The sequence below is a fragment of the Streptomyces sp. SP17BM10 genome (genome assembly GCF_036322405.1).
GTDB lineage: Bacteria > Actinomycetota > Actinomycetes > Streptomycetales > Streptomycetaceae > Kitasatospora.
This window is the reverse complement of record NZ_JAQYXB010000460.1, coordinates 78345-102562: the sequence shown is the minus strand read 5'-3', so window position 1 is coordinate 102562 and position 24218 is coordinate 78345. Positions and strand designations below refer to the sequence as shown.

The 24218-nt window shown below is 73.6% G+C and carries 23 protein-coding genes and 1 pseudogene; 11 read left to right on the top strand and 13 right to left on the bottom strand.

Features of this window, described 5'->3' with window-relative positions; translation table 11 throughout:
• The first annotated feature begins 4 nt into the window (after window positions 1–4).
• The gene (locus PUR71_RS06425; protein ID WP_329925351.1) at window positions 5–1126 is read left to right on the top strand and encodes a HoxN/HupN/NixA family nickel/cobalt transporter; all 1122 of its coding nucleotides are present in this window, start codon (window positions 5–7) and stop codon (window positions 1124–1126) included.
• 137 nt (window positions 1127–1263) lie between these two features.
• Here PUR71_RS06425 and PUR71_RS06420 read toward each other — a convergent pair whose 3' ends face one another.
• On the bottom strand, window positions 1264–2214 hold the full coding sequence (locus tag PUR71_RS06420; RefSeq protein ID WP_329925350.1) for an SGNH/GDSL hydrolase family protein: 951 nt from the start codon (window positions 2212–2214) through the stop codon (window positions 1264–1266).
• A gap of 225 nt (window positions 2215–2439) precedes the next feature.
• Between PUR71_RS06420 and PUR71_RS06415 the strand changes: the two genes are divergently transcribed.
• Window positions 2440–4206, top strand: a complete 1767-nt coding sequence (locus PUR71_RS06415; RefSeq protein ID WP_443077393.1) for an FAD-binding dehydrogenase — start codon at window positions 2440–2442, stop codon at window positions 4204–4206.
• A 9-nt stretch (window positions 4207–4215) separates the two neighbouring features.
• Here PUR71_RS06415 and PUR71_RS06410 read toward each other — a convergent pair whose 3' ends face one another.
• Together PUR71_RS06410 and PUR71_RS06405 are read right to left on the bottom strand one after the other, a co-directional pair.
• Window positions 4216–4779 (bottom strand): S26 family signal peptidase, encoded by a 564-nt coding sequence (locus PUR71_RS06410; RefSeq protein WP_329925348.1) that lies wholly within the window; start codon window positions 4777–4779, stop codon window positions 4216–4218.
• The gene (locus PUR71_RS06405) at window positions 4776–5123 is read right to left on the bottom strand and encodes an ArsR/SmtB family transcription factor (RefSeq protein ID WP_329925347.1); all 348 of its coding nucleotides are present in this window, start codon (window positions 5121–5123) and stop codon (window positions 4776–4778) included. The genes PUR71_RS06410 and PUR71_RS06405 overlap by 4 nt, the downstream gene beginning before the upstream one ends.
• A 113-nt stretch (window positions 5124–5236) precedes the next feature.
• Between PUR71_RS06405 and PUR71_RS06400 the strand changes: the two genes are divergently transcribed.
• The 3 genes from PUR71_RS06400 to PUR71_RS06390 all read left to right on the top strand — a co-directional run bounded on the left by PUR71_RS06400 (window position 5237) and on the right by PUR71_RS06390 (window position 7848).
• Window positions 5237–5641, top strand: a complete 405-nt coding sequence (locus PUR71_RS06400; RefSeq protein ID WP_329925346.1) for a (2Fe-2S) ferredoxin domain-containing protein — start codon at window positions 5237–5239, stop codon at window positions 5639–5641.
• A 116-nt stretch (window positions 5642–5757) separates the two neighbouring features.
• Window positions 5758–6012 carry a hypothetical protein gene (locus tag PUR71_RS06395; protein WP_329925345.1) on the top strand — a complete coding sequence of 85 codons (255 nt, stop codon included), beginning with the start codon at window positions 5758–5760 and terminating at the stop codon, window positions 6010–6012.
• 168 nt (window positions 6013–6180) lie between these two features.
• On the top strand, window positions 6181–7848 hold the full coding sequence (locus PUR71_RS06390) for a purple acid phosphatase family protein (RefSeq protein WP_329925344.1): 1668 nt from the start codon (window positions 6181–6183) through the stop codon (window positions 7846–7848).
• 142 nt (window positions 7849–7990) lie between these two features.
• On the opposite strand, the gene PUR71_RS06385 is transcribed toward PUR71_RS06390, so the two are convergent.
• The gene (locus tag PUR71_RS06385) at window positions 7991–8323 is read right to left on the bottom strand and encodes a YnfA family protein (RefSeq protein WP_329925343.1); all 333 of its coding nucleotides are present in this window, start codon (window positions 8321–8323) and stop codon (window positions 7991–7993) included.
• Window positions 8324–8392: 69 nt separating this feature from the next.
• The gene (locus tag PUR71_RS06380; RefSeq protein WP_329925342.1) at window positions 8393–9607 is read right to left on the bottom strand and encodes a pyridoxal phosphate-dependent aminotransferase; all 1215 of its coding nucleotides are present in this window, start codon (window positions 9605–9607) and stop codon (window positions 8393–8395) included.
• A 104-nt stretch (window positions 9608–9711) separates the two neighbouring features.
• On the opposite strand from PUR71_RS06380, the pseudogene PUR71_RS06375 reads away from it, so the two are divergent.
• Window positions 9712–10062: pseudogene (locus PUR71_RS06375) on the top strand (winged helix-turn-helix transcriptional regulator); the annotation flags it as partial.
• Between the two features lie 156 nt (window positions 10063–10218).
• A complete protein-coding gene (locus tag PUR71_RS06370) occupies window positions 10219–11007 on the top strand; it encodes an SGNH/GDSL hydrolase family protein (protein ID WP_329925341.1) in 789 nt (262 codons plus the stop codon).
• Here PUR71_RS06370 and PUR71_RS06365 read toward each other — a convergent pair.
• The gene (locus PUR71_RS06365) at window positions 10998–11687 is read right to left on the bottom strand and encodes a GNAT family N-acetyltransferase (protein ID WP_329925340.1); all 690 of its coding nucleotides are present in this window, start codon (window positions 11685–11687) and stop codon (window positions 10998–11000) included. The genes PUR71_RS06370 and PUR71_RS06365 overlap by 10 nt on opposite strands.
• A 167-nt stretch (window positions 11688–11854) precedes the next feature.
• Between PUR71_RS06365 and PUR71_RS06360 the strand changes: the two genes are divergently transcribed.
• Entirely contained in the window at window positions 11855–12775 is a 921-nt protein-coding gene (locus PUR71_RS06360; protein WP_329925339.1) for a pentapeptide repeat-containing protein, read from the top strand.
• A gap of 21 nt (window positions 12776–12796) precedes the next feature.
• Here PUR71_RS06360 and PUR71_RS06355 read toward each other — a convergent pair whose 3' ends face one another.
• Window positions 12797–13318 (bottom strand): DUF4240 domain-containing protein, encoded by a 522-nt coding sequence (locus PUR71_RS06355; RefSeq protein WP_329925338.1) that lies wholly within the window; start codon window positions 13316–13318, stop codon window positions 12797–12799.
• 142 nt (window positions 13319–13460) lie between these two features.
• Between PUR71_RS06355 and PUR71_RS06350 the strand changes: the two genes are divergently transcribed.
• Window positions 13461–15521 (top strand): HelD family protein, encoded by a 2061-nt coding sequence (locus PUR71_RS06350; protein WP_329925337.1) that lies wholly within the window; start codon window positions 13461–13463, stop codon window positions 15519–15521.
• Here the strand turns inward: PUR71_RS06350 and PUR71_RS06345 are convergent.
• Both PUR71_RS06345 and PUR71_RS06340 read right to left on the bottom strand, forming a co-directional pair.
• The gene (locus PUR71_RS06345; protein WP_329925367.1) at window positions 15518–16183 is read right to left on the bottom strand and encodes a TetR/AcrR family transcriptional regulator; all 666 of its coding nucleotides are present in this window, start codon (window positions 16181–16183) and stop codon (window positions 15518–15520) included. The genes PUR71_RS06350 and PUR71_RS06345 overlap by 4 nt on opposite strands.
• Before the next feature lie 89 nt (window positions 16184–16272).
• Entirely contained in the window at window positions 16273–17172 is a 900-nt protein-coding gene (locus tag PUR71_RS06340; protein ID WP_329925336.1) for an aminoglycoside phosphotransferase family protein, read from the bottom strand.
• Window positions 17173–17265: 93 nt separating this feature from the next.
• Here PUR71_RS06340 and PUR71_RS06335 point away from each other — a divergent pair, with 93 nt between their 5' ends.
• Together PUR71_RS06335 and PUR71_RS06330 are read left to right on the top strand one after the other, a co-directional pair.
• Window positions 17266–17895 carry a hypothetical protein gene (locus PUR71_RS06335; RefSeq protein WP_329925335.1) on the top strand — a complete coding sequence of 210 codons (630 nt, stop codon included), beginning with the start codon at window positions 17266–17268 and terminating at the stop codon, window positions 17893–17895.
• Between the two features lie 174 nt (window positions 17896–18069).
• Window positions 18070–20544, top strand: coding sequence for a Tex family protein (locus PUR71_RS06330; RefSeq protein WP_329925334.1), 2475 nt, complete (start codon window positions 18070–18072; stop codon window positions 20542–20544).
• A gap of 82 nt (window positions 20545–20626) precedes the next feature.
• Here the strand turns inward: PUR71_RS06330 and PUR71_RS06325 are convergent, their stop codons facing one another.
• The 4 genes from PUR71_RS06325 to PUR71_RS06310 form a co-directional block, all read right to left on the bottom strand.
• Window positions 20627–21070 carry an SHOCT domain-containing protein gene (locus PUR71_RS06325; RefSeq protein WP_329925333.1) on the bottom strand — a complete coding sequence of 148 codons (444 nt, stop codon included), beginning with the start codon at window positions 21068–21070 and terminating at the stop codon, window positions 20627–20629.
• Between the two features lie 99 nt (window positions 21071–21169).
• Window positions 21170–21760 carry an NUDIX hydrolase gene (locus PUR71_RS06320; protein WP_329925332.1) on the bottom strand — a complete coding sequence of 197 codons (591 nt, stop codon included), beginning with the start codon at window positions 21758–21760 and terminating at the stop codon, window positions 21170–21172.
• Window positions 21757–22917 (bottom strand): type III polyketide synthase, encoded by a 1161-nt coding sequence (locus PUR71_RS06315; protein ID WP_329925331.1) that lies wholly within the window; start codon window positions 22915–22917, stop codon window positions 21757–21759. Before PUR71_RS06315 ends, PUR71_RS06320 begins: the two co-directional genes overlap by 4 nt.
• A gap of 75 nt (window positions 22918–22992) precedes the next feature.
• The gene (locus PUR71_RS06310; protein ID WP_329925330.1) at window positions 22993–24198 is read right to left on the bottom strand and encodes a cytochrome P450; all 1206 of its coding nucleotides are present in this window, start codon (window positions 24196–24198) and stop codon (window positions 22993–22995) included.
• Between the last annotated feature and the right edge of the window lie 20 nt (window positions 24199–24218).

The window sequence follows — 24218 nt, the reverse complement described above, 5'->3', positions numbered from 1 at the left end:
CCGCATGGCCGCCCCTGCCGCAGGCACCCCGTCCGTCAGATGGTGGCACCGCCTCACCCGTGAGGAGTGGATCCGCCTGGCCGGCATGGGCGGCTTCATCCTCGCCCTGCACGTGATCGGCTGGGTCACGCTGCTGGCGCTCGTCGCGCCCGAGCACTACGACGTCGGCGGCCAGGTCTTCGGGGCCGGCATGGGCCTCACCGCCTACACCCTGGGCATGCGGCACGCCTTCGACGCGGACCACATCGCGGCGATCGACAACACCACCCGCAAGCTGATGGGCCAGGGCAAGCGGCCGCTGTCGGTCGGCTTCTGGTTCTCGCTCGGCCACTCCTCGATCGTCTTCGGCCTCTGCGCCCTGCTGGCCTTCGGCATCCGCTCGCTCGCGGACCAGGTCGAGGCGGACGACTCGACGCTGCACAGGATGACGGGCCTGATCGGCACCACCGTCTCGGGGACGTTCCTGCTGCTGCTCGGCCTGATCAACCTGGGCGCGTTCAACGGCATCCTCAAGGTGTTCCGCAAGATGCGCGTCGGCGAGTACGACGAGGAGGAGCTGGAGCGCCAGCTGGAGAAGCGCGGGCTGATGAACCGCATCCTCGGCAAGGTCACCCGGGCGGTCACCAAGCCCTGGCACATGTACCCCGTGGGCCTGCTGTTCGGGCTCGGCTTCGACACCGCGACCGAGGTCTCGCTGCTGGTGCTGGCGGGCGGCGCGGCGGCCTTCTCGCTGCCCTGGTACGCGCTGCTGACGCTGCCGATCCTGTTCGCGGCGGGGATGAGCCTGCTGGACACGATCGACGGCTCGTTCATGAACTTCGCCTACGAGTGGGCGTTCTCCCGCCCGGTCCGCAAGATCTACTACAACCTGACCGTCACCGGCCTGTCGGTCCTGGTGGCGCTGGTGATCGGCCTGGTCGAGCTGATCGGCCTGCTCGGCGAGAAGCTGGACATCACCACCGGCCCGATCGGCTGGATCGGCGGCCTGGACCTCAACTTCGTCGGTTACGCGATCGTCGGCCTGTTCGTGGTCACCTGGGCCGGGGCGATCCTGTTCTGGAAGTACGGCAAGGTCGAGGAGAAGTGGTCGGCGGGCCTGGTCTCGGCGGGCAGCAAGGCGGAGTAGCCCCTCCCGGAAGTGGTGGTGGTCCTCCCGAGGAAGAGCGGAGTGGCCCTGCCGGGCGAGCGGAGTGGTCCTCGCGGAAGAACGGGGCGGGGGCGGCGGACCGGAGAACGGTCCGCCGCCCCCGCGTCGTTCCGGGGTCAGCGCAGCGCGGCCAGCACCGCGTCGGCCATCACCTTCTCGCCCGTCGCGTTCGGGTGGAACGGCACGGCGGGCGAGCCGGGCAGCGCGCCCTCGACCCAGCGGTCGTCGGAGCAGGCGTCGTGCCCGGCGGTCGGCGTCCCGGTGTCGACGTAGACCGCTCCGCTGCTCGCGGCGGTGGCCTTGAGCATGGCGTTGAGGCTGTTCAGCGTCCGGTACAGGTACGGGACGTCGCGCGGTGCGATGGGCTGGCGCAGCACGCAGGACGAGCCGTCGGGCGGCAGCACGGACGGGTAGCCGACCAGCAGGATCTTGGCCTTGGGGGCCTTGGCGTGGATCGCCGCGAGGGCGCCGGCGAGGCGGGGCCGCGCCGCGTCGATGCGGTCGGCGAGGTCGTCCTCGCCGTACTGCCAGCTCCAGCTGCTCCAGTCCCAGTGGCCGTGGTTGTAGACGTCCTGGCAGGGCGTGCCGAGCGGGTTGACGACGGCTCCGGCGATGCAGGTGGCGATGATGTCGCCGATGCCGATGTCGCTGGTGCCGAGGTCGTTGCCGCCGAGGCCGAGGGTGATGAGGTCGGCGTCCGGGGTGACGGCGTTCAGCTGGGGGTCGTTGACCTTCAGGATCAGGTCGTACTGCGGCTCGGTGACGTTCTTGACCTTGGCCGCGGCACAGGTGACGTCGGTGTAGGCGCCCGCGTGCAGGGCGGCGGCGACGAGGTGGCCGTAGTTGTGGTCGGAGCGCAGGCACAGGCCGGCGGACTGGCCGGGGACCCCCGCGCCGGCGGCGTAGGAGTCGCCGAGCGCCACGTAGTGCTTCGGGGCGGGGGTGGCCGCCTGGGCGGTCGTCGAGGTGAGCGCGAGCGCGGCGCCGAGGGCGACGGCGGCGAGCGCGGAATTGCGGGCGCGGCGAACGCGCGCGCGGTGGGGCTGATTCCGGGCAGGGCGGAGCACGGTTCCTCCTGGGGGAGAGAAACGACGAGGTGGGGGTCGTGCCAGCCGGGCGCCACAGCTACTCACAGGTAAGTTACTGCCAGGTTTCGTGCCCGTCCATCCTCGGCGGGGATTTTCTCGAAAATGCGTCAGATGTGACCGCCGGTTATTTCGAATTCCGCTCCGGTGTGTATCGAAGGTATTTCCGAAACACCCCGGAGCGGAATTGGTGCGACTGCTTGTCACCTGAGGCCGTCGCCGGTTGACCGGACGTCGCCCCAGGCCGCAGTATCGGGCGCACAGCGACGGCGCCCGTGTCCCCGCGCCGTCCGCACGCCCGCGACGGAGGACTGCGCCATGGCCCTGGACGCCGACGTCATCGTGATCGGAGCGGGACTCGCCGGTCTCACCGCCACCGCCGAACTCGCCGACGCCGGACGGAAGGTGATCCTCCTCGACCAGGAACCCGCGGCCTCCTTCGGCGGCCAGGCGCACTGGTCCTTCGGCGGCCTGTTCCTCGTCGACTCCCCCGAGCAGCGCCGGATGCGGATCCGCGACTCGCACGCCCTCGCCCTCCAGGACTGGCTCGGCACCGCGGGCTTCGACCGGCCCGAGGACGCCTGGCCGCGCCGCTGGGCCGAGGCCTACGTCGAATTCGCGGCCGGCGAGAAGCGGGCCTGGCTGCACGGGATGGGCGTGCGCTTCTTCCCGGTCGTGGGTTGGGCCGAGCGCGGCGGCTTCCTCGCCGACGGGCCGGGCAACTCGGTGCCCCGCTTCCACATCACCTGGGGCACCGGGCCGGGTCTGCTCGAACCCTTCGTCCGCCGGGTGCGCGCCGCGGCCGCCCGCGGCCTCGTCGACCTGAGGTTCCGCCACCGCGTCACCGGGCTCGCGGCCACCGCGGGCGTCACCGACACCGTCACCGGGGAGGTGCTGGAGCCCAGTGCGGCTGCCCGCGGCGAGGCCAGCTCGCGGGACGTCGCCGGGCGGTTCGAACTGCGCGCCCAGGCCGTGGTCGTGACCTCCGGCGGCATCGGCGGCAACCACGAACTCGTCCGCGGGGCCTGGCCCGCCCGGCTCGGCACCCCGCCCGCGCGGCTGCTCTCCGGTGTGCCCGCGCACGTCGACGGCCTGATGCTCGGCATCGCCGGCGCGGCCGGCGGGAACCTGATCAACGGCGACCGGATGTGGCACTACACCGAGGGCATCGAGAACTGGGACCCGATCTGGGCCCGGCACGGCATCCGCATCCTGCCCGGCCCGTCCTCGCTCTGGCTCGACGCGACCGGCCGCCGGCTGCCCGTGCCGCTCTTCCCCGGCTTCGACACCCTCGGGACGCTCGAACACATCATGGCCACCGGGCACGAGCACACCTGGTTCGTGCTCAACCAGCGCATCATCGAGAAGGAGTTCACCCTCTCCGGCTCCGAGCAGAACCCCGACCTCACCGGGCGGTCGGTGCGCGGCGTGCTCGGCCGTGCCCTGCCCGGCGCCCCCGGCCCGGTCAAGGGCCACCTGCGGCACGGGCCCGACTTCGTCGTCGCGGGCAACCTCCCCGACCTCGCCCGCGGCATGAACGCCAGGACCCGCCGTCCGCTCATCGACCCCGACGAGCTGCGCCGCACGGTGGAGGACCGCGACCGGCAGCTGGCCAACCCCTTCGCCAAGGACCTCCAGGTCACCGCGATCCACGGCGCCCGCCGCTACCTCGGCGACCGCCTGGTGCGCACCGCCGCCCCGCACCGCATCCTCGACCCGTCCGCGGCCCCGCTGATCGCCGTGCGCCTCGGCATCCTCACCCGCAAGTCCCTGGGCGGTCTGGAGACCGACCTCGCCTCACGCGTCCTGCGCCCCGACGGCGAGGTGCTCCCGGGTCTCTACGCGGCGGGCGAGGCGGCGGGCTTCGGCGGCGGGGGCGTGCACGGCTACCGCTCGTTGGAGGGGACGTTCCTCGGCGGCTGCCTGTTCTCGGGCCGCGCGGCAGGCCGTGCGGCGGCGGAGGCGAGTGCCTGACGTATACCGTCAGCTCGCTTCGTGGGAAGCCTTCTCGGTCCGGCTGGAGCTCACGGCGGTGGCGAGGGCGGCGATCCTGTGGGCGAGGACCAGAAGCGGGCCGAGGATGATCAGCACGATCGCGCCGGTCAACTTGCCCGGCAGGGGAGGCGTTCGGACCTCGGTGCCGGTGTGCCAGACCACCCGCTCGCCGAGCTGTGTCAGGTCCACCGTCGCGGTGCCCTGCAGGTCGTCGACGAAGGCCTTGCCCGGCGGGACGGTGACGTCGACGTCACGCGGGCACGTGCCGTCCACCGGCCGCCCGTTGAGCGTGAACCGCCCGGCCCGGCAGGTGATCCGGTCCCCGGCGAGGGCCATGACCCGTTCGAGGAAGGCGTGGTCCGTCGCCGGCGGGGTGCCGAGGTAGTGGATCTCGCCGCGCTGCACGTCTTCGGCCCGGACCCGGTCGGTGAGCAGCAGGTCGTCGTCCAGGGTCTTCGTCGCGTAGCCGGTGAGGAGTACGGCGAGGCCGAGGCCCACCGCGAGCAGTCCCGCGAGCCGGACCGCGATCCTGCGGAGTCGTCGTCCGTTCACCGGTCGGCGAGGCCCAGGCGGAGGTGGTCGACGTGGTAGACGGCCTGGTCGAGCAGGGCGGCCACGTGGTCGTCGTGCAGCGAGTAGACGACGCAGCGGCCGCGGCGCTCGCCGACGACCAGGCCGAGGTTGCGCAGCAGACGCAGCTGGTGGGAGCACGCGGACTGCTCCAGGCCGACGGCCTCGGCGAGTTCGGTGGCGGCCATCGGGCCCTCGCGCAGCCGGCCGAGGATCAGCAGGCGGGACGGGGTGGCCAGGGCCTGGAGGGTGGTGGCCACCTTGGCCGCGTTGGACGCGTCCAGGCGCATCCGCGGTACGGCGCTGTCGGCGGTCACGTGTCCCATGGGGGGCATCCTACGGACCGCCCCCGGGTGGGCGGCACCCGCCGGTGGGCCGGAACCGTGCGGGTACGCTGCGGAGGCCGAACGGGCCGCCGACCAGAGGAGAAGCCGAACCCATGAGCCGCCGAGACCGCGACCGCCCGCGGGCCGCCGCCTCCCCGGTGACCGTCACGGTCTGCCGCGGGTGCTGCTGCGGCACCGAGCAGAAGCACCCGGGCGTGGACCACGCCGGCCAGTACGAGCGGCTGCGGGAGGCGGTCGGCCCGGCGGGCCGGGTGCGGGCGGTCAAGTGCCTGGACGCGTGCACGCATTCCAACGTGGTCGTGGTGGGCCCCTCCGGCGAGGGCCGCGCGGCCGGGGGCCGGCCGGTCTGGCTGGGCTGGGTGCTGGCCGACGACATGATCGACGAGATCGCCGCGTGGGTGCACGCGGGCGGCCCCGGGCTGGCCGATCCCCCGGGCCTGCTCGACCTGCAGGAGGTCGCGGTCTCGCGCCGGATCCGCGAGGGCCTGCCGGAGTGAACCGACCGTCGTGACGCAACCGTTCCGGATCATGCGCACACAAGTCTCACGCGGGGTCAACTGGCCCGACTAGCATGACCGGTGGCTCCGAGCGGATCCGCCCAGGGAGGAAGACGATGACCACGGTCTGCCGCATCTGCGCGGGTACCGGCCGCACCGCCGGTCTCAACTGCCGCACCTGCCAGGGCACCGGGACGACGGAGGTCGGCGGCGGGGGCGGCAACTGCTTCCTGTGCGACGGCACCGGGGTGTACGTCCGCTACCGGGTGGACGCGACCGGAGCCAAGCACGCCTACCGCGACGAGATCTGCCGCACCTGCGACGGCACGGGCAACCGCACCGCCACGAGCTGGGACGACCCGTCCGGCTGAGGGCGGACGCGGGGTCACTCCCGCCGCACGGCGCGCGTCGTGATCCGGTGTGGGCCGATGTCCTTTGCCTCCCCTTGACCCGGTGTTGGCGTCCGTGTGGGTTTCGGGCTCCGGCCCGTTCACCGCGCGTCCGTGCGCGGGCAACCCGCCGCTGGAAGAGTCCGGCGCATGGATATCCCTCACATGGGCGTACCGGCCGAGCTCGCGGACCGCATGAGCATGGCCGAGCAGCACGAGTACCTGCGGGCCCGCTTCTCCCGGCGCCGGATGCTGCGCGCCGGTGCGGTGACGGTGGGTGCGGTCGCCGTGGGCGGTGCGCTGGGCAGCGGCACCGCGTTCGCGGCGCCGGCCACCCCGCAGCTGCTGACGGGCGGCACGACGGACGGGATCGACGGTGCGCTGGTCGCCCCCGTGGGCCGTCACCTCCAGTTCGGCGCCGAGCCGGACACCCAGTTCCGCATCTCGTGGCAGGTGCCGGTGCCGGTCAAGAAGCCGTTCCTGCGCTTCGGCAAGCACCCGTGGGATCTCGGCCACAAGGTCGAGGCCGAGGTGCGGGCGCTCCACACCCCCGCCCTGGCCCCGGGCCAGCAGCCGGTGGACCAGTACTACCTGCACGTGGCGCTGGAGGACCTGGAGCCGGACACCACGTACTACTACGGCGTGGGCCACCAGGGCTTCGACCCGGCCTCGCAGCAGCGGATCTCCACGTTGCACACGTTCCGCACCGCGCCCTCCCGTGACCACCGCTGGGGCAAGGTGTACGAGCCGTTCACCTTCACCGCGTTCGGCGACCAGGGCGTCAGTGCGCACGCGGCGGGCAACGACAACATCATCAAGGCCCAGAAGCCGGCCTTCCACCTGCACGCCGGCGACATCTGCTACGCCGACCCGGCCGGCTCCGGCACCGACCCGGACAAGTCCGTCTACAACGCGAAGACCTGGGACGCCTTCCTGGTCCAGACCGAGACGGTCGCCGCCGACATCCCGTGGATGGTCGCCTACGGCAACCACGACATCGAGGCCTGGTACTCGCCCAACGGCTACGGCGGCGAGAACACCCGCTTCTTCCTGCCGGACAACGGCCCGGACCCGCGCGCCGTCCCCGGCGTCTACACCTTCCGCTACAAGAACGTCGGCGTCATCTCGCTGGACGCCAACGACGTCTCCTACGAGATCCCGGCCAACCTGGGCCTCTCGGCGGGCAGGCAGACCAAGTGGCTGGAGCGCACCCTCAAGGACCTGCGCAGCGACGAGACCGTCGACTTCATCGTGGTCTTCTTCCACCACTGCGCCTTCTCCACCACCGTCGCGCACGCCTCCGAGGGCGGGGTCCGCGAGGCCTGGGTGCCGCTGTTCGAGAAGTACCGGGTGGACCTGGTCATCAACGGCCACAACCACATCTACGAGCGCACCGACGCCATCCTGGGCAACAAGGTCTCGAAGCAGGTGCCGAGCGGGGCCACCATCGAGCCCGAGAAGGACGGCGTGGTCTACGTGACCGCCGGTGCCGCCGGGCGCAGCCTGTACAACTTCGCGACCCCGGACACCTACGAGGGCCACGAGAACCACCAGGACGAGGTCCAGAGCTACTACTGGAGCAAGGGGCGGGTGAAGACCCCCGAGACCATCCAGTGGTCGCGGGTGCGCTACACGGGCTACTCCTTCATCAAGGTCGACGTGACCCCGGGCCCCCTGGGCCGGAAGTCGGTCATGAAGGTCACCGCGCTGGCCGAGAACGGCACGCAGATCGACAACTACACGATCCTGCGCACGGTCGGCGAGGGCTGGGACTCCGGCCGCGACGACGACGGCGAGGGCGGCGGCTGGGGCTGGTAGGCGCCGGCGGAAGCCCCGGGGCCCCGGGGCCGAGGAAACGTTCCGTCCGGCGGAACGCCCCTCGGCGCCGGGGCCCTTCCGGTGCCGGCGTGCTTCCGGTGCCGGCTTGCCTTCGGAGCCGGGCCCTTCCGGTGCCGCCCGGTCAGCGCCGGGGCCCGTACATGATCACGCCGACCCCGGCCAGGCAGACCAGCGCGCCGATCACGTCGTAGCGGGTCGGCCGGAAACCGTCCACGGCCATGCCCCACAGCAGGGAGCCGGCCACGAACACCCCGCCGTACGCGGCCAGGACGCGGCCGAAGTTGCCGTCGGGCTGCAGCGCGGCGACGAACCCGTACGCGCCGAGCGCCACCACGCCCACGCCCGCCAGCCACCAGGGCCGTTGCTCGCGCACGCTCTGCCACACGAGCCAGCAGCCGCCGATCTCGGCGAGCGCGGCCAGGGCGAACAGGGCGACGGAGCGCAGGACGGTCATGGCCCGCCAGCCTAGTGCCGTGGCCGGACGGGTTCGCCGTGTCGCCCCTCCGGTCACGGCACGAGGACCTCAGACCTGCCGGTACGTCGCGAGGAAGCGCCCGATGCGGTTGATCGCCGTCTCCAGGTCGTCGGCCCGGGGGAGGGTGACGAAGCGGAAGTGGTCCGGGCGGGGCCAGTTGAAGCCGGTGCCCTGGACGACGTGGATCTTCTCGCGGAGCAGCAGGTCCAGCACGAACTGCTCGTCGTCGACGATCTTGTGCACCGCCGGGTCCAGCCGGGCGAACGCGTACAGCGCGCCCTTGGGCTTGACGCAGCTGACGCCCGGGATCTCGTTGAGCGCCTTGTGGGCGACGTCCCGCTGCTCGGTGAGCCGGCCGCCGGGCAGCACGAGGTCGTTGATGGACTGGTGGCCGCCGAGCGCGGCCTGGACGGCGTACTGCGCGGGCACGTTGGGGCACAGCCGCATGCCGGAGAGCATCGTCAGGCCCTCCAGGTAGTCCGTGGCGTGCTGCTTGGGCCCGGAGACGACCAGCCAGCCGCTGCGGAAGCCGGCCACCCGGTAGGCCTTGGAGAGGCCGTTGAAGGTGAGGGTGAGGACGTCGTCCGCGAGGGCGGCCAGGCAGTGGTGCTCGGTGTCGTCGTAGAGGATCTTGTCGTAGATCTCGTCGGCCAGGACCATCAGCTGGTGGCGCCGGGCGAGGTCGAGGATGCCCTCCAGGAGTTCCTTCGGGTAGACCGCGCCGGTGGGGTTGTTGGGGTTGATGACCACGATCGCCTTGGTGCGGGCGGTGATCTTGGCGGCGATGTCCTCCAGGCTCGGGTACCAGTCGGCCGCCTCGTCGCACAGGTAGTGGACGGCCTTGCCGCCGGCCAGCCGCACCACGGCCGTCCACAGCGGGTAGTCCGGCATCGGGACGAGCACCTCGTCGCCGTCGTCGACGAGCGCCGTGACGGCCATCTGGATCAGCTCGGAGACGCCGTTGCCGAGGTAGACGTCGTTGACGTCGACGCCCTCCACCCCGCGCTGCTGGTAGTACTGCACGACCGCGCGGCGGGCGGGCAGGATGCCGCGCGAGTCGCTGTACCCGTGCGCCTTGGGAAGGTTGCGGATGATGTCCTGGACGATCTCCTCGGGCGCCTCGAAGCCGAACGGCGCCGGGTTGCCGGTGTTCAGCCGCAGGACGCTGTGCCCGGCCTCCTCCAGCGCGTTGGCCTGGTCGACCACCGGACCGCGGATCTCGTAGCACACGTCATTCAGCTTGCTGGACTGCCGAAACTCCATCTGCGGCCTCCCGACCGTCACGGTCACACCCCGTTCGCGCTCTGAAGCTTTGTTCTACCAAGTAAGCACTTGGAAAGTCCAACCTTTTGGCTATGCTGATCCACATGTCACGCCGAAGCTACGACCAGTACTGCGCCGTCGCCCGCGCCCTGGACGCGGTGGGGGAGCGCTGGAGTCTCCTGATCGTCCGTGAACTCCTCCGCGGCCCCCGCCGTTACACCGACCTGCACGCCGACCTGCCGGGCGTCTCCACCGACATCCTCGCCGCGCGGCTCAAGCAGCTGGAGGGCGAGGGCCTCGTGCTGCGCCGCCGGCTCGAACCGCCCGCCAGCGCGACGGTCTACGAGCTCACCGAGCGGGGACTCGAACTGCGGGGCGTCATCGAGGCGTTGGGCGCCTGGGGGCTGGCGTCCCTCGGCGAGCAGCGGCCGACGGACGCGGTGCGGGAGCACTGGGTCACGGGGGCGCCGGAGGTTCCGGCGGAGGCCGTCGCGGTCGTCACGGGCTGACGGGGGTCGTCTCCGGCTGACGGGGGCGGCGGACCGCGCCGCTCCGGTCCGAGCGTACGATCGTCGGACCACGGAGCAGTCGGAGGAGAGCGGAGAGCGCCCGTGCCCACCAGGTACCGCAGTTACGTCGCCGTCGGGGACTCCTTCACCGAAGGCATGTGCGACGACGTCCTGCCCGACGGCCACTACCGCGGCTGGGCCGACCGGGTCGCCGCCGCGCTCGCGGAGGAGGCGGACGCGGCGGGCGGTACCGACGCCTTCCGCTACGCCAACCTCGCCGTCCGCGGCAAGCTCATCGGCCAGATCCACGACGAACAGCTCGCCGTCGCCGCCGGGATGGGCGCCGACCTCGTCACCCTCGCCGGCGGTCTCAACGACGTGCTGCGGCCCGGCTGCGACATCGTGGAGGTCGAGCGGCTGCTCGGCCGCTGCGCCACCGGGCTGCGGGCGGGCGGCGCCACCGTCGTCATGTTCACCAGCACCGACCCGAGCCGCCGGATGGCCGGCGGCGCCCGGCTGCTGCCCGCGATCCTGCGGATGAAGGCCTTCGTGCACGAGCTCGGGCAGGACGACGGCATCGCCGTGGTCGACCTCTTCTCCGCGCCCTGCTTCGACGACCGCCGGCTCTGGGCCGAGGACCGCTTGCACCTGTCGCCCGAGGGCCACCGCCGGGTCGCGGCCGCGGTCCTGGAGGCGCTCGGCCGCCCGGCCGGCTTCGACTGGCGCGCCCCGCTGCCGCCCGCGGCCCCGCGCGGCCGGGCCGAGAAGCTCGGCGCCGACGCCCGCTGGATCGGCTCCCACCTCGGCCCGTGGATCGGCCGCCGTCTCACCGGCCGCTCCTCCGGCGACGGCCGGCCGCCGAAGCGGCCGGAGCTGCTGCCCTACCGCTGAGCGCCCTCCTCCCGCTGGCCGCCGTCCGCCCGGGCCTCCGGCTGGAGGACGAGGCTCGCCATCGGGGAGTGGACCGTCCAGCCGAGCGCCGAGTACAGCGCGCGGCCGTCCGGGGTGCCGACCAGGACCGCCTGTGCGGCGCCGGCCTCGCGGGCGGCGTGCTGGAGCGTGCCCATCACGACGCTGCCCAGGCCCCGGCGGCGGTGGTCGGGGGAGGTGACGATCTGGTCCGGCACGGCGACCGGGCCCGCCAGGCCCGCCTGTCCGCGGGCGGCGAGGTGCCCGGCCGACGTGCGGACCAGGGCGCGGACGACGCCGCCGCGGAGCCAGGTGGTGACGGTGTAGCCGGCCGGCGGTGCTGGCCGTTCGGCGCCGTCGAGCGGCAGGCTCATCAGGTGGCCCGGCCCGGCCAGCCGCCACTCGGGCCCCAGCCACGGGCGGACGGTGTCGTCCGCCGCGAACAGCTTGAGCCAGGTGCCCGGGGCCGTGGTCGCCCCGGCGATCTTGCGGACGTCGTCCTCGACGGGGTGCGGCAGCACGTGCCGCGCGACCTCGCCGGTCGGGGCGCCCACGTCGATGCTCCAACCCCACGGCGCGGCGGCGGGTTCGGCGGCGCCCCGGGAGACGACCCAGCCGGAGATCCAGCGGCGGACGAGCTCCGCGATGTCCGGGTCCTGCATCGACCCACCCCCGTTGGTAATGGACGAAATGGTGCCACATACCTTACCGCTGGGGCGGGAGTGAGGCCAGGGGCACAGTAGGCTTGGCGGGTTCGACGCACCGGAACGACCCGGTGTCCTGGGTCGGGAGGATGGCAGTACGTGAGCGATCGCAGCGAGGTGGGCGCATGAGCGAGCGCAGCGAGGTGGGCGGCGGGTCACTGCCCACCGAACTCCGGTCCGACTGCACGAGCTGTTTCGGGCTCTGCTGCGTGGCCCTCCCGTTCGCCGCGGGCGCCGACTTCGCGGTCGACAAGGCCGCCGGCACCCCCTGCCGCAACCTGCGGACCGACTTCACCTGCGGGATCCACGCGCGCCTGCGCGACACCGGCTTCCAGGGCTGCACCGTCTACGACTGCTTCGGCGCCGGCCAGCGCGTCTCGCAGATCACGTACGGCGGGCGCAGCTGGCGGGAGGAGCCGGGCAGTGCGCGGGAGATGTTCGACGTCTTCCCGGTCGTGCGGCAGCTGCACGAACTCATGGCCTACCTCGGCGAGGCGCTCGGTTTCGACGCCGCCCGCGCCGTCCACCCCGAGCTGCGGGAGGCCCTGGAGGCCACCGACCGGCTCGCCGGCGGCACCCCGCAGGAGGTCCTCGCCGTCGACCTGAACGCGCACCGGCAGCGCGTCAGCGACCTGCTGCTGCGGGCGAGCGAGCACGTCCGCGCCGCCGTCCCGCGTCGCCGCGAGCACCGCGGCGCCGACCTCTTCGGCGCCCGGCTGCGCGGCGCCGACCTGCGCGGCGCGAACCTTCGCGGGGCGCTGCTGGTCGCGGCCGACCTGGGCGGGGCCGACCTGCGGCTCGCCGACCTGATCGGTGCCGACCTGCGCGACGCCAACGTGGCGGGCGCCGATCTGACCGAGGCGCTCTTCCTCACCCAGGCCCAGCTCAACGCCGCGCGCGGTGATGCCACCACCCGCCTCCCCGCCGGCCTGGCCCGGCCCCCCCACTGGCCCGCCGCGGCCCCGGCGGAGGCCGCCCGGCAGACCGCCCCGCGCAAGCCGCGCGGAGTCGGCCGGTCCGGTGGTGGCCGGCCGCGTCGCCGCTAGCCTCGGCGCAGGCCCGGTGGCTCACGCCTCGGCCGGGTGCTCCGGGCCGGGCCAGCCCTCGGCGTTGGAGCACGACTCGTAGTCGTAGCGGGTCGGGTGGTCCCATTCCTCGCCGGTGACCGCCTCGTACGCCTCCTCGTGGACGTACAGCAGTTCCTCCGCCTGGAGCGCGGTGTACGGCGCGAACCGCTCGGGGCGGCCGAGCACCCCCTCGTACGCCTCTCGTCCCGCCGCCACGACGGCGGCGCGGGCGTAGAGGAAGTGGTCGTCGGTCTGCCGGTCGTACGGTCCCCCGGCGCCCTCGACCGGCAGTCGCCCGGACTCCGCGCGGTCCAGTCGGTACAGCGCCTCGGCCAGCCGCTCCCCGAAGCCGGTGATCTCGTCGGCCGGCCCGCGCGCGAGCCGCGCCGAGAGGCGCTCGCACGCCTCCTGCAGGTGGTCGCACCTCTCCAGGACGGCCGGCCCGCCCAGTGTGCCGACCAGCTCCCAGAACCGGTCCCAGGTCATGGCCGGCAGTTCGTCGTGCGTGTTCTCGTTCCGCATGCGACCCACCTTGACGGGTGCCTCTGACACGCGATCCCTCCCTGGTGCAACCGAGACATGATTCTGACCCGAATAGATTCTTTACCGAGTTCAGTTATGCTGGCCGTTCGGAGTGCGGGAACGACGGTCGGGAGGTCGCGGCATGGTGGCGGGGATCGACGGCGAGCTGGCGCGGGAGCGGGCCTACGTCGCCCGGTGCCGGGAGGCGCTCGCGCGGCAGGTGGACGACGCCGGGTACCAGGTGATCGCGGGCGAGGACGTCTCCGGCGACGGCGCGAGCGCGGAGGCGCTCGGCCGCTACCTGCGCACCCGGGCCCGGCGGATGGCGGACCTGCCGGACAGCCCGGCCTTCTTCGGCCGCCTCGACTTCGGCGACGCCCCCGAGGCCGGCGACCACCGGCGGCAGCGCTACTACGTGGGCCGGCGCCGGATCTCCGAGGACCCGACCGTGCCGCCCCTGGTCGTCGACTGGCGGGCGCCGGTCTCCCGGGTCTTCTACCAGGCGGGCCCGCACGACCCGCTCGGCCTGGCCGGGCGCCGCCGCTTCGGCTGGGCGCCGGCGAGCCCGGGGGAGCCCGGGGACCTCACCGGCCTGGAGGACGAGCGGCTCGGCGGGCCGCCCGCCGACGCCCCCGGCGGCATCCTGGCCGCGGAGATCGAGCGCCCCCGCACCGGGCCGATGCGCGACATCGTCGCGACCATCCAGCCCGAGCAGGACGCGCTGGTGCGCGGCGGCCTGGCCGAGTCGGTGTGCGTGCAGGGCGCGCCCGGCAGCGGCAAGACCGCCGTCGGCCTGCACCGCGCCGCGTACCTGCTCTACACCCACCCGCAGCGCATCCGGCGCTCGGGCCTGCTGGTGATCGGCCCGAACCGGGCGTTCCTGCGCTACATCGCCGAAGTCCTGCCCGCGCTCGGCGAGATCGACGTGGCCCAGTGCACCGTGGAGGACCTGGTCGCCACCCACCCGGTGCGCGGCGAGGACGACGCGCGCGCCGCGGCCGTCAAGCAGGACGCCCGGATGGCCGCCGTGCTGGAGCGCGCCCTGTACGCCAGGGTCCGGGCGGCGGACGCCGCGCCGGTGGTCGTCACGGAGGGCTCGTACCGCTGGCGGGTCCCGGAGGAGGCGCTGCGGTCGATGGTCGCGGAGGTGCGAGGGCAGGGCGTGCCGTACGCGATCGGGCGCGAGCACCTGCGCACCCGGGTGGTGGCGGCACTGCGGGACCGGGCCGAGCGGCGCACGGGCGTCCGCAGCGGGACGTGGGAGGCGCGGATCGGGCGGTGCCGGCCGGTGAGGGAGTTCCTGGACGCGGCGTGGCCGGCCGTCCGGCCGGAGTCGGTGGTGGCCGGACTGCTCGGCGATCCGCGGGTGCTGGCGGCGGCCGCGGCCGGACTGCTGGACGCGGACGAGCAGGCGGCGATCCGCTGGCGGCGCCCGCCGCGGTCGGAGCGGAGCGCGGCCTGGTCGGCACACGACCTGTTCCTGCTGGATGAGGTCGCGGGCCTGATCGAGCGGCCGGACGGGTTCGGGCACGTCGTCGTCGACGAGGCGCAGGACCTCTCGCCCATGCAGTGCCGGGCGATCGCCCGCCGCAGCGGCTTCGGCTCGCTCACCGTCCTCGGCGACCTCGCGCAGTCCACCACGTCCGGGGCGGCGCGGAGTTGGCCCGAGCAGCTGGCCCACCTCGGCAAGCCGCAGGCGGTGGTGGTGCCGCTGACGACGGGCTACCGCGTCCCGGCGGCGGTGACGGAGCTCGCCAACCGCGTGCTGGGGGCGCTCGGCGTGGACGTGCCGCCTGCGGTGTCGCTACGGGCGGGAGGAGAGGTGACGATCCGTCAAGTGGCGGACGCGCGCGAGGAAGTTGCCGAAGCCGTCCGCAAGGCGCTCGGCCGTGAGGGCTCGGTGGCGGTGATCGCGGCGGACGCGGAGGCGGCGCGGACGGCCGGGGTGTTGGCGGCGGCCGGGCTGCCGGCGGCGACCGCGGACGGGGTCGGCGGGGCCGCCCGGCTGACCGTGCTGCCGGCCTCGCTCGCCAAGGGGCTCGAGTACGACCACGTGATCGTCCTCGAGCCCGCCGCGATCGTCGACGCCGAGCCGCGCGGGCTGCACCGCCTCTACGTGACGCTCACCCGGGCCGTCTCCCGCCTCGACGTGCTGCACGCCCGCCCGCTGCCGGAGGCGATGCGGGCCGCGGTCGCGGACTAGCGGGTCGGGCGCCCGGGTCCGGCGGCCCGGGCCCAGCCGTGTTCCAGGAGCTCGAAGGCGCGGTCGGCGTCGCCGACGGCCTCGAAGTGGAGCTCGTCGGCGCTCTGGCCGTCCTCGGCGATGCGGCGGTGGTTGTGCTCGGCGAGGACGCGCTGGGTCGCGGTGAGCTGGGCGGCCAGGAGTCTCGCCGAGAGCACGCGGGGCGGGGTGACGTCCGGGTCCTCGCGCAGCGCCTCCGCCAGGGACTCCTCGGCCCGCGCGAGGTACTGGGCGCCGCGGGCCACCAGTCCCGGGGTCGAGCGGACGAGCCGGTTGAAGGCGAGCACGGCGGGGTGGTCGCTGAGCCCGGTGATCGGGTCCCGCCGGTCCAGCCCCGCCACGAAGTCCCGGTGCAGCGCGCCGATCGCCGTCTCACCCGGCGCCCGGCCGCGGACCACGTCGGCGGCCTGCTCCTGGTGGTCGGCGAAGCGGTGGACGACGAGGTCCTCCTTGGACGGGAAGTAGCTGAACAGCGTCGGCTTCGACACCTCGGCCGTCGCGGCCACGTCGGCCACCGACACCTGGTCGAACCCGTGCTCCAGGAACAGCGCGATCGCCGCCTCCGAGATCGCCCGCCGCGTCCGTTCCTTCTTCAGCTCCCGCAGTCCGCTCATGCCGTCCAGGCTAGCAGTCAAGCTTGACCGGGGCAGGTTTCTGACTCGGTCGCGTCGGCAGTGGGAGCGGCGGAACCGGCGCCGGGGGCGGGGGTGGATCAGGCGGTGTGGTCGGCGAGGACCTCGCGGACGACGTGGCGGGCGGCGGCGGTCAGGGTGGGGTTGGTGTGCCGGTAGTACGGGATCGCGACGAGGGCGATGGACAGGGCCCAGGCGCGGGCGCGGGACCACATGGCGTCGTCGGTGCCGAGGGCGGTGCGGAAGGCGGCGCGGGCCTGGGCGGGCAGGACGGTCCACGCCGCGATCACGTCCACGGTCGGGTCGCCGACGCCCATCAGGCCGAAGTCGATGACCGCGCCGAGTCCGCCGGAGGGGGCGAGGAGGAGGTTGCCGGGGGAGAGGTCGCCGTGCATCCAGGTGGCCGGGCCGGTGTAGTCGGGCAGGCGCAGGGCCTTGTCCCACAGGGCCGTCGCGGTCGCGGTGTCGATCGTGCCGGTGAGCCGGGCGAGTGCCGCGCGGGTCGCGCCGTCCCGGGCGGCGAGCGGGACGCCGCGGGCCGCGCAGGGGCCGCCGGCCGGGTCGGCGGAGCGCAGGGCGGTGATGAACGCGGCCAGGTCCCTGGCGAGTCGGAGCGGCGCGGCGAGGGCGCCGGCGGCCGGGTTCACGCCGTCGAGCCAGCGGACCACCGACCACTCCCACGGGTAGCCGGCGGCGGGTCGGCCGAGGGCTACGGGTGAGGGGATCGGCCGCGGGAGGTGCGGAGCGAGCCGCGGGAGCCAGTACTGTTCGCGGCCGACGCCGTCCGCGGCCCAGCCGACCCGGGGGAGGCGGACGGCGAGGTCCGGGCCGAGCCGGAACATCGCGTTGTCCGTCCCGGCGGAGGCCACCGGGCGGATGGGCAGGCCGACCCACTGCGGGAACTGGGCGGAGAGCAACCGCCGCACCAGGGCCGCGTCGATGTCCGGTTCGTCGGGGTGCATCCTGACGGCAGCGCACATGCCCGGCAGCGTACAGCGCGGTTCGCGTGGCCAGCAGCCGGATCATCGAACTCCCGTGACAAACTCGGATCATCGGATCACTACGCTGGCGCGATGATCATCACACGGGGGCAGAGGGACGAGCGGCCCGAGAGACGTACGGGTGGACGGACCATCGAGTGGACGGCCACCGAGCGCCGGGTGTTCGGCGCCGCGCTCGCCGTCCTGGCCGTCCTGCTGCTCCTGGCGGCGACCGGCCACTACAACGCCCGCTCGGGCGGCTACCTCGTCCTGCGGGAGTGGTTCGACCGGCCGCTGCTGCTCTGGACGTTGGCGCTGCCGGTGCTGATGGCCGCGGTGATCACCGTCCCCTGGTGGATGTGGGTGCGGATCCTGCTCGCCGTCGTCGTCGCGTTGCTGTTCGCCGGGACGATGCTGCTCTGCATCGTCCTGGCCGACTCCACCGTGGGGAAGGGCAGTCAGGAGGCGCCCGGCCGGGCGGACCGGCGGATCGTGGAGGAGGAGACGGGCTGGGCGCTCGACTCCTCCAGGGCGTACTACGTCGACGCGGGCACCGGGCTGACCACGCGCCGGTGGCTGATCGTCGAGGAGGGCCCGTACGGCACGTTCGACGAGACCGTCCGCTGGTCCGGCCCGGACCGGATCGAAGTCACCGCCGGCACCGGGACCGTCACGATCGACCTCGCCGCCGACGGCCGGCCGAGCCGGGAGCTCCACCTCTGACGCCCAACGGAGCACCGCCCGAACCTCGTTCGAGCCCGCCGCGCAGAGCGCGGGGAAGGCCGTCACCGGCACCGCCACGCCCGGCCGCCCCGGGTGCGGCCGGGAGCCGTCGACGGCACCTGCCAGAATGCAGGGCGTACGGCGAACGCACTGAAGGAGAAGGTGACCGGCTTCGTGACCACGCCAGTCGATGAGCAGTCCCGGCGGGCCCAGCGGGCGATCGAGCGGAAGATCGCCGAGGAACTGGGCGTGCGCGACGGGCAGGTGACGGCGGCCGTCGCCCTGCTCGACGGCGGGGCGACCGTCCCGTTCGTCGCCCGATACCGCAAGGAGGTCACCGGTTCCCTCGACGACGCGCAACTGCGCACGCTGGAGGAGCGGCTGCGCTACCTGCGCGAACTGGAGGAGCGCCGCACCGCCGTCCTGGAGTCGATCGAGGCCCAGGGCAAGCTGGACGACGCGCTGCGCGCCCAGGTCCTCGCGGCCGACTCCAAGGCCCGCCTGGAGGACATCTACCTGCCGTTCAAGCCGAAGCGGCGCACCAAGGCGCAGATCGCCCGCGAGGCCGGCCTGGAGCCGCTCGCCGACACCCTGCTCGCCGACCCCACCCAGGACCCGGCCGCGCTGGCCGCCGGGTACCTCAACGAGGCCGTCGCGGACGGGAACGCGGCCCTGGAGGGCGCCCGCGCGATCCTGGTCGAGCGCTTCGGCGAGGACGCCGACCTGGTCGGCTCGCTGCGCGAACGGATGTGGACCCGCGGCCGGCTGGTCGCCCGGGTGCGGGACGGCAAGGAGCAGGACGGCGCGAAGTACGCCGACTACTTCGACTTCGCCGAGCCCTACACCAAGCTTCCCTCGCACCGCATCCTCGCGATGCTGCGCGGCGAGAAGGAGGAGGTGCTCGACCTCGAACTGTCCCCGTTGGACGGCGACGAGACCGGCGACGCCAGGGGCGACCTGCCCGGCGCGAGCGACTACGAGCAGCGCATCGCCGCCCGCTTCGGCATCGCCGACCACGGCCGCCCGGCCGACAAGTGGCTCGGCGACACCGTCCGCTGGGCCTGGCGCACCCGCATCCTGGTGCGGCTCGGCATCGACCTGCGGGCCCGGCTGCGCGCCGAGGCCGAGGAGGAGGCGGTGCGCGTGTTCGCCGCCAACCTCCGCGACCTCCTGCTCGCCGCCCCGGCCGGCACCCGCGCCACCATGGGCCTGGACCCGGGCTTCCGCACCGGCGTGAAGGTCGCCGTCGTGGACGCCACCGGCAAGGTCGTGGCGCACGACACGATCTACCCGCACCAGCCCGCCAACAAGTGGGACGCCTCGCTGGCCACGCTGGCCGCGCTGGCGAAGAAGCACGGCGTCGACCTGATCGCGATCGGCAACGGCACCGCCTCCCGCGAGACCGACAAGCTCGCCGAGGAGCTGCTGGGCCGCCACCCCGAACTGGGGCTCACCAAGGCGATGGTGAGCGAGGCCGGCGCCTCCGTGTACTCGGCCTCCGCGTTCGCCTCGCAGGAGCTGCCCGAACTGGACGTGTCCATCCGCGGCGCGGTCTCCATCGCCCGCCGTCTGCAGGACCCGCTCGCCGAGCTCGTCAAGATCGACCCCAAGTCGATCGGCGTCGGCCAGTACCAGCACGACCTCAGCGAGGCGAAGCTGTCCCGCTCGCTGGACGCCGTCGTCGAGGACTGCGTGAACGCCGTCGGCGTGGACGTCAACACCGCCTCCGCACCGCTGCTGACCCGCGTCTCCGGCATCACCGGCACGCTCGCCGACAACATCGTGGCCCACCGCGACGCCAACGGCCCCTTCCGCACCCGCAAGCAGCTCAAGGACGTCGCCCGGCTCGGCCCGAAGGCGTTCGAGCAGTGCGCCGGCTTCCTGCGCATCCCCGGCGGCGACGACCCGCTGGACGCCTCCAGCGTGCACCCCGAGGCCTACCCGGTGGTGCGCCGCATCCTCGCCGCGACCGGCGGCGAGCTGCGGGAGCTGATCGGCAACGGGGAGCGGCTGCGCGCGCTGCGCCCGGGGGACTTCGCCGACGACACCTTCGGCATCCCGACCGTCACCGACATCCTCGGCGAGCTGGACAAGCCGGGCCGCGACCCCCGCCCGGCGTTCCGCACCGCCGTCTTCAAGGAGGGCGTCGACAAGATCGGCGACCTGGAGGTCGGCATGGTGCTGGAGGGCGTGGTCACCAACGTCGCCGCGTTCGGCGCCTTCGTCGACGTGGGCGTCCACCAGGACGGCCTGGTGCACGTCTCCGCGCTGTCCAGGAACTTCGTCAAGGACCCGCGGGAGGTGGTCAAGCCGGGCGACATCGTGAAGGTCCGGGTCACCTCGGTGGACGTGCCGCGCAAGCGGATCGGGCTGACGCTGCGGCTGGACGACGAGCCCGGCCGCGGCGGCGAGCGCGGCGGGGACCGGGGCCGCGGCGGCGACCGGCAGGGCCGCCCGCCGCGCCAGGACCGCCGCGGGGACGAGCGGCGTGACGACCGCCGCGGCCAGGACCGGCGCGGCCAGGGCGGCTCCGGCGGCGGCACGCCGCCGGCGAACGGCGCCATGGCGGACGCGCTGCGCCGGGCGGGCCTGACCGGCGGCCAGGGCGGCCAGGGCGGGCGCGACGACCGCCGCTCCGGGCGGCGCTGAGCGGCGCCGTGACACCGGGCACGCAACGGCCGGGGCCGGTGGGTGATGTACCCACCGGCCCCGGCCGTTGCGCGGCCTGCGCTCACACCAGGAGCTTGTCCTTGGCCCGCTGGTACTCCTCGGCGGAGATGAGGCCCTTGTCCTTCAGGTCCGCCAGCTTCGCCAGGTCGTCGACGTGGCTGCGTCCGCCGCCGTCGGCCGATCCCCCGGGGGCCCCGGCGGCGTCCCGGATGTACGCCTGCAGGGCCGCCTCGGTCTGCTGGGCCTGGGCGAGGTCCCGCTTCCCCATGCCCTCGCCGCGCGCGATCAGATAGGCGAGCACGCCGATCAGCGGCAGGATGATCACCACGACCAGCCAACCGGCCTTGCCCCAGCCGCCCAGGTCGTGGCTGCGGAAGATGTCGGTGATGATCTTGAACAGCAGGAAGAACCAGAGCACCCAGAGGAACAGCTCCAACATCGTCCAGAAGATGTTGAGCACCGGGTAGTCCACGGCCAGCGAGGCGGCCAACGAAGAGGTGTCCATGGCCGAGTCATATCATCGCAAAACGGACGAAGCGTCCCGCTGCTGGGCCGTTCCGGTGATCTTCGCGCGGGACGGGGATGCCGCAGCGGGACGGCGGCCTCAGCCCAGCCCCGCCCGCCGCCGCAGCTCCACCGCGAGCCCGATCAGCTCGCCCCACCAGGGCTCGTGCGAGTCCGCCAGCAGCCGCTGCGCCTCGGCCGCCGGCAGGGCGCGGACCTCGACGACCTGCTCGCCGTCCGAGGGGTTGGTCGGCGCGGACTCCAGCGCGATGTCCGCCCAGCCCCACAGCCACGCCTTCTCCGGGTGCGGCTGCCACGGCCGGTAGGGCGTCGGGTCGTCCGTGCGGCAGCGGTGCGCGCCGAGCCAGGCGGGCTCGCCGAGCAGCCGGGCGCCCGCCTCCTCCTCGAGCTCGCGCCGCAGGCAGTCGGCGACGCTCTCGTCCCGTTCGCGCGTGCCGCCGGGCAGGAACCAGTGGTCCCGGTCGTCCCGGCAGAGGACCACGCCGCCGTCCGCGAAGCCCACCAGGTGGATGTTGGTCACCAGGCCGTCCGGCGGCAGCTCGGTGGAGAACTGCGCGTCGTACCTCCCCCAGGCCCAGTACTGCGGCGCGTGCAACGCGGGGAAGAGCGCGGCGATTTCGGCGGCTCCGGCGGACGGGTCGGTGGCGGTGCGGTCCGTGGTGTCGGTCATTCGGTGATCGTAGTGCCGGCCGGGAAACGGTGGGGGGCGTCGGGGTGGACGCGGGAGAGGTCGGTGGTGGCGATGGCGCGCGGCCGCCGGGGCTGGGCGACGCCGCGCGGCACCGACACCCAACTCCCCAGCGAGATCTCGGCGGTGATGCCGGGCCCGAAACCGGCGATCAGCCCGCGGGTGCCGTCGGTCGCGCCGCCGTCGGCGAACAGCCGGGCGAGGGCGTCGAAGACGACGGCGCTCGCGATGTTGCCGCGCTCGGTCAGCGTGGCCCGGCTGTAGCGGAACATCGCCGGATCGAGGTTGAGGAAGTGGCACAGGTCGTCGAGGATGCGCGGGCCGCCGGCGTGGACGATGTAGAACCCGAGCCCCGAGGCGTCCCAGCCGTGCTCGGCGGCCAGACCGCGCAGGGCGGGCGCGAGCATCTCCATCGTGCCGGGAACGCGCCGGTCGAGCTGGAAGTGGAAGCCGGTGTCCCGTACCCCGTAGGAGATCCAGTTCTCGGTGTCCGGGACGAGGTGCGAGCCGTTGCGCTCGACCGACACCCCGGTGCCGCCGTGCCCGCGCATCACCACGGCGGCGACGGCGTCCCCGAAGAGGCCGTTGGAGAGCAGCGAGCCGACGCCGAGGTCGGTCGGCTGGTAGCACAGCGAGCAGAACTCGCAGGCCACGATGAGCACGTTGGCGCCCGGGTAGGCGCGGCAGAAGTCGTGCGCCCGGTTGACGGCGGCGCCGCCGGCCGCGCAGCCGAGCTGGGCGATCGGCATCTGGCGGGTGTCCGGGCGCAGACCCATCGTGTTGATCAGCCAGGCGGTCATCGACGGCATCATGAAGCCGGTGCACGACACGTAGATCAGCAGGTCGACGTCCTGGGCGCCCAACTGGGCGTTGCGCAGGGCGGCTTCGACCACCTCGGGGACGCGTCGCTTGGCCTCGCGCTCGTAGACGGCGTTGCGGGCGGTGAAGCCCGGGTGGCGCAGCGTCTGCTCGATGGGCTGGACCAGGTGCCGGGTCCGCACGCCGGTGTTCTCGATCAGCCGTAGCGCGAGGCCGAGTTGGGGGTGGCCGGAGTGCATCGCGCGGGCCAGGTCCAGGGTCTCGTCGAGGGTGATGACGTGCTCGGGCACGGCGATGGCGGGGCGGCAGAGTGTTGCCATGGGTACGGGATCTCCCCTGGGTGGCCCGCGGGTGGGCCGGTGGATGCGTGGAACGGTTCGGACGCCGTGCGGCCGTCACCAGGCGAGGGGCAGGGCCTGCGGGAAGCGCCAGATCGAGCCGGAGTTCCAGTCGAGTTCGGACGGTTCGACGGCCAGGCGCAGCCCGGGGAAGCGCCGCAGCAGCGTGCCGATGGCGACCTGGAGCTCCATCCGGGCCAGGTGCGAGCCGAGGCAGTGGTGCTGGCCGTGCCCGAAGGCCATGTGGGTGGGCGCGCCGCGGTCGAGGTCCAGCTCGTCGGGGCGCTCGTAGACCGCCGGGTCGCGGTTGGCGGTGAGGTAGGAGACGTGCACGGCCTCGCCGGCCCGGATCAGCACCCCGCCCAGCTCGACGTCCTCGACGGCGACCCGGGCGATGCCGACGCCCTGGCGGAACGGGATGAAGCGCAGCAGCTCCTCCAGCGCCTGCGGCAGCGTCTGCGGCCGGGCGCGGAGCTTGGCGAGCTGCTCGGGGTGGGTGAGCAGGGTGTAGGTGATGTTGCTGAGCTGGTAGGTGCTGGTGTCGTGGCCGGTCACCAGGAGCACCATCGCCATGACGGCGAGCTCGTCGTCGTCCAGTAGTTCGTCGCCGTCGCGGGCGGTGGCGAGGGCGCTGATCAGGTCCTCGCCGGGATCGGCCCGGCGGGCGGCGGTCAGCTCGCTGAAGTAGGCGCGCAGGCCGGCCTTGGCCTCCTCCTGGGCCTCCCGGCCGCCCGGGACCATCCGCATCATCGCGACCGCCCAGGCCCGCAGCCGGGCGCGGTCCCCGTGCGGGATCTCCAGCAGTTCGCAGATGGTGTGGAGCGGGAGCCGGGCGGAGAGGAAGTGCGTCAGGTCGGCCGGGGCGCCGTGTTCCTCCATGTCGTCCAGGTAGCCGTTGACGACGTCCTGCGTGCGGGGGCGCATCCGCTCGACCTGGCGGTTGGTGAAGCCCTGGGCGACGAGGCGGCGCAGCCGGTTGTGGGCGGGCGGGTCCATCAGGTTGATCGCCTCGGCCTGGGCGATCGGGGCGGGCGTCATGCGGGGGAGGTCGCGCCCGATGCCGGCGGCGCGGCTGAAGCGGCGGTCGGTGGTGACGGTGCGGACGTCCTCGTGGCGGGTGGCCAGCCAGGCCTCGCCCTCGCCGTGCGGCAGCCGGATCCGGGCGACCGGGGCCTCGGTGAGCAGCCGCTTGAGGAGGGGGTCGAACTCCAGGCCTTCGGTGTGGTTGAAGGGGCATTCCCACACGGGGGCGGACGTAGTCAAGGGCCGATCCAGAGGCTGAA

Excerpts from the sequence above, each read along its gene's own strand:
- PUR71_RS06325 (WP_329925333.1), bottom strand. The coding sequence starts at position 21,070 with ATGGACACCTCTTCGTTGGCCGCCTCGCTGGCCGTGGACTACCCGGTG.
- PUR71_RS06380 (WP_329925342.1), bottom strand. The coding sequence starts at position 9,607 with ATGGAGTTTCGGCAGTCCAGCAAGCTGAATGACGTGTGCTACGAGATC.
- PUR71_RS06405 (WP_329925347.1), bottom strand. The coding sequence starts at position 5,123 with ATGGGACACGTGACCGCCGACAGCGCCGTACCGCGGATGCGCCTGGAC.
- PUR71_RS06335 (WP_329925335.1), top strand. The coding sequence starts at position 17,266 with ATGATCATCACACGGGGGCAGAGGGACGAGCGGCCCGAGAGACGTACG.
- PUR71_RS06425 (WP_329925351.1), top strand. The coding sequence starts at position 5 with ATGGCCGCCCCTGCCGCAGGCACCCCGTCCGTCAGATGGTGGCACCGC.
- PUR71_RS06320 (WP_329925332.1), bottom strand. The coding sequence starts at position 21,760 with ATGACCGACACCACGGACCGCACCGCCACCGACCCGTCCGCCGGAGCC.
- PUR71_RS06395 (WP_329925345.1), top strand. The coding sequence starts at position 5,758 with ATGACCACGGTCTGCCGCATCTGCGCGGGTACCGGCCGCACCGCCGGT.
- PUR71_RS06400 (WP_329925346.1), top strand. The coding sequence starts at position 5,237 with ATGAGCCGCCGAGACCGCGACCGCCCGCGGGCCGCCGCCTCCCCGGTG.
- PUR71_RS06365 (WP_329925340.1), bottom strand. The coding sequence starts at position 11,687 with ATGCAGGACCCGGACATCGCGGAGCTCGTCCGCCGCTGGATCTCCGGC.
- PUR71_RS06350 (WP_329925337.1), top strand. The coding sequence starts at position 13,461 with ATGGTGGCGGGGATCGACGGCGAGCTGGCGCGGGAGCGGGCCTACGTC.
- PUR71_RS06315 (WP_329925331.1), bottom strand. The coding sequence starts at position 22,917 with ATGGCAACACTCTGCCGCCCCGCCATCGCCGTGCCCGAGCACGTCATC.
- PUR71_RS06355 (WP_329925338.1), bottom strand. The coding sequence starts at position 13,318 with ATGCGGAACGAGAACACGCACGACGAACTGCCGGCCATGACCTGGGAC.
- PUR71_RS06385 (WP_329925343.1), bottom strand. The coding sequence starts at position 8,323 with ATGACCGTCCTGCGCTCCGTCGCCCTGTTCGCCCTGGCCGCGCTCGCC.
- PUR71_RS06390 (WP_329925344.1), top strand. The coding sequence starts at position 6,181 with ATGGATATCCCTCACATGGGCGTACCGGCCGAGCTCGCGGACCGCATG.
- PUR71_RS06340 (WP_329925336.1), bottom strand. The coding sequence starts at position 17,172 with ATGTGCGCTGCCGTCAGGATGCACCCCGACGAACCGGACATCGACGCG.
- PUR71_RS06360 (WP_329925339.1), top strand. The coding sequence starts at position 11,855 with ATGAGCGAGCGCAGCGAGGTGGGCGGCGGGTCACTGCCCACCGAACTC.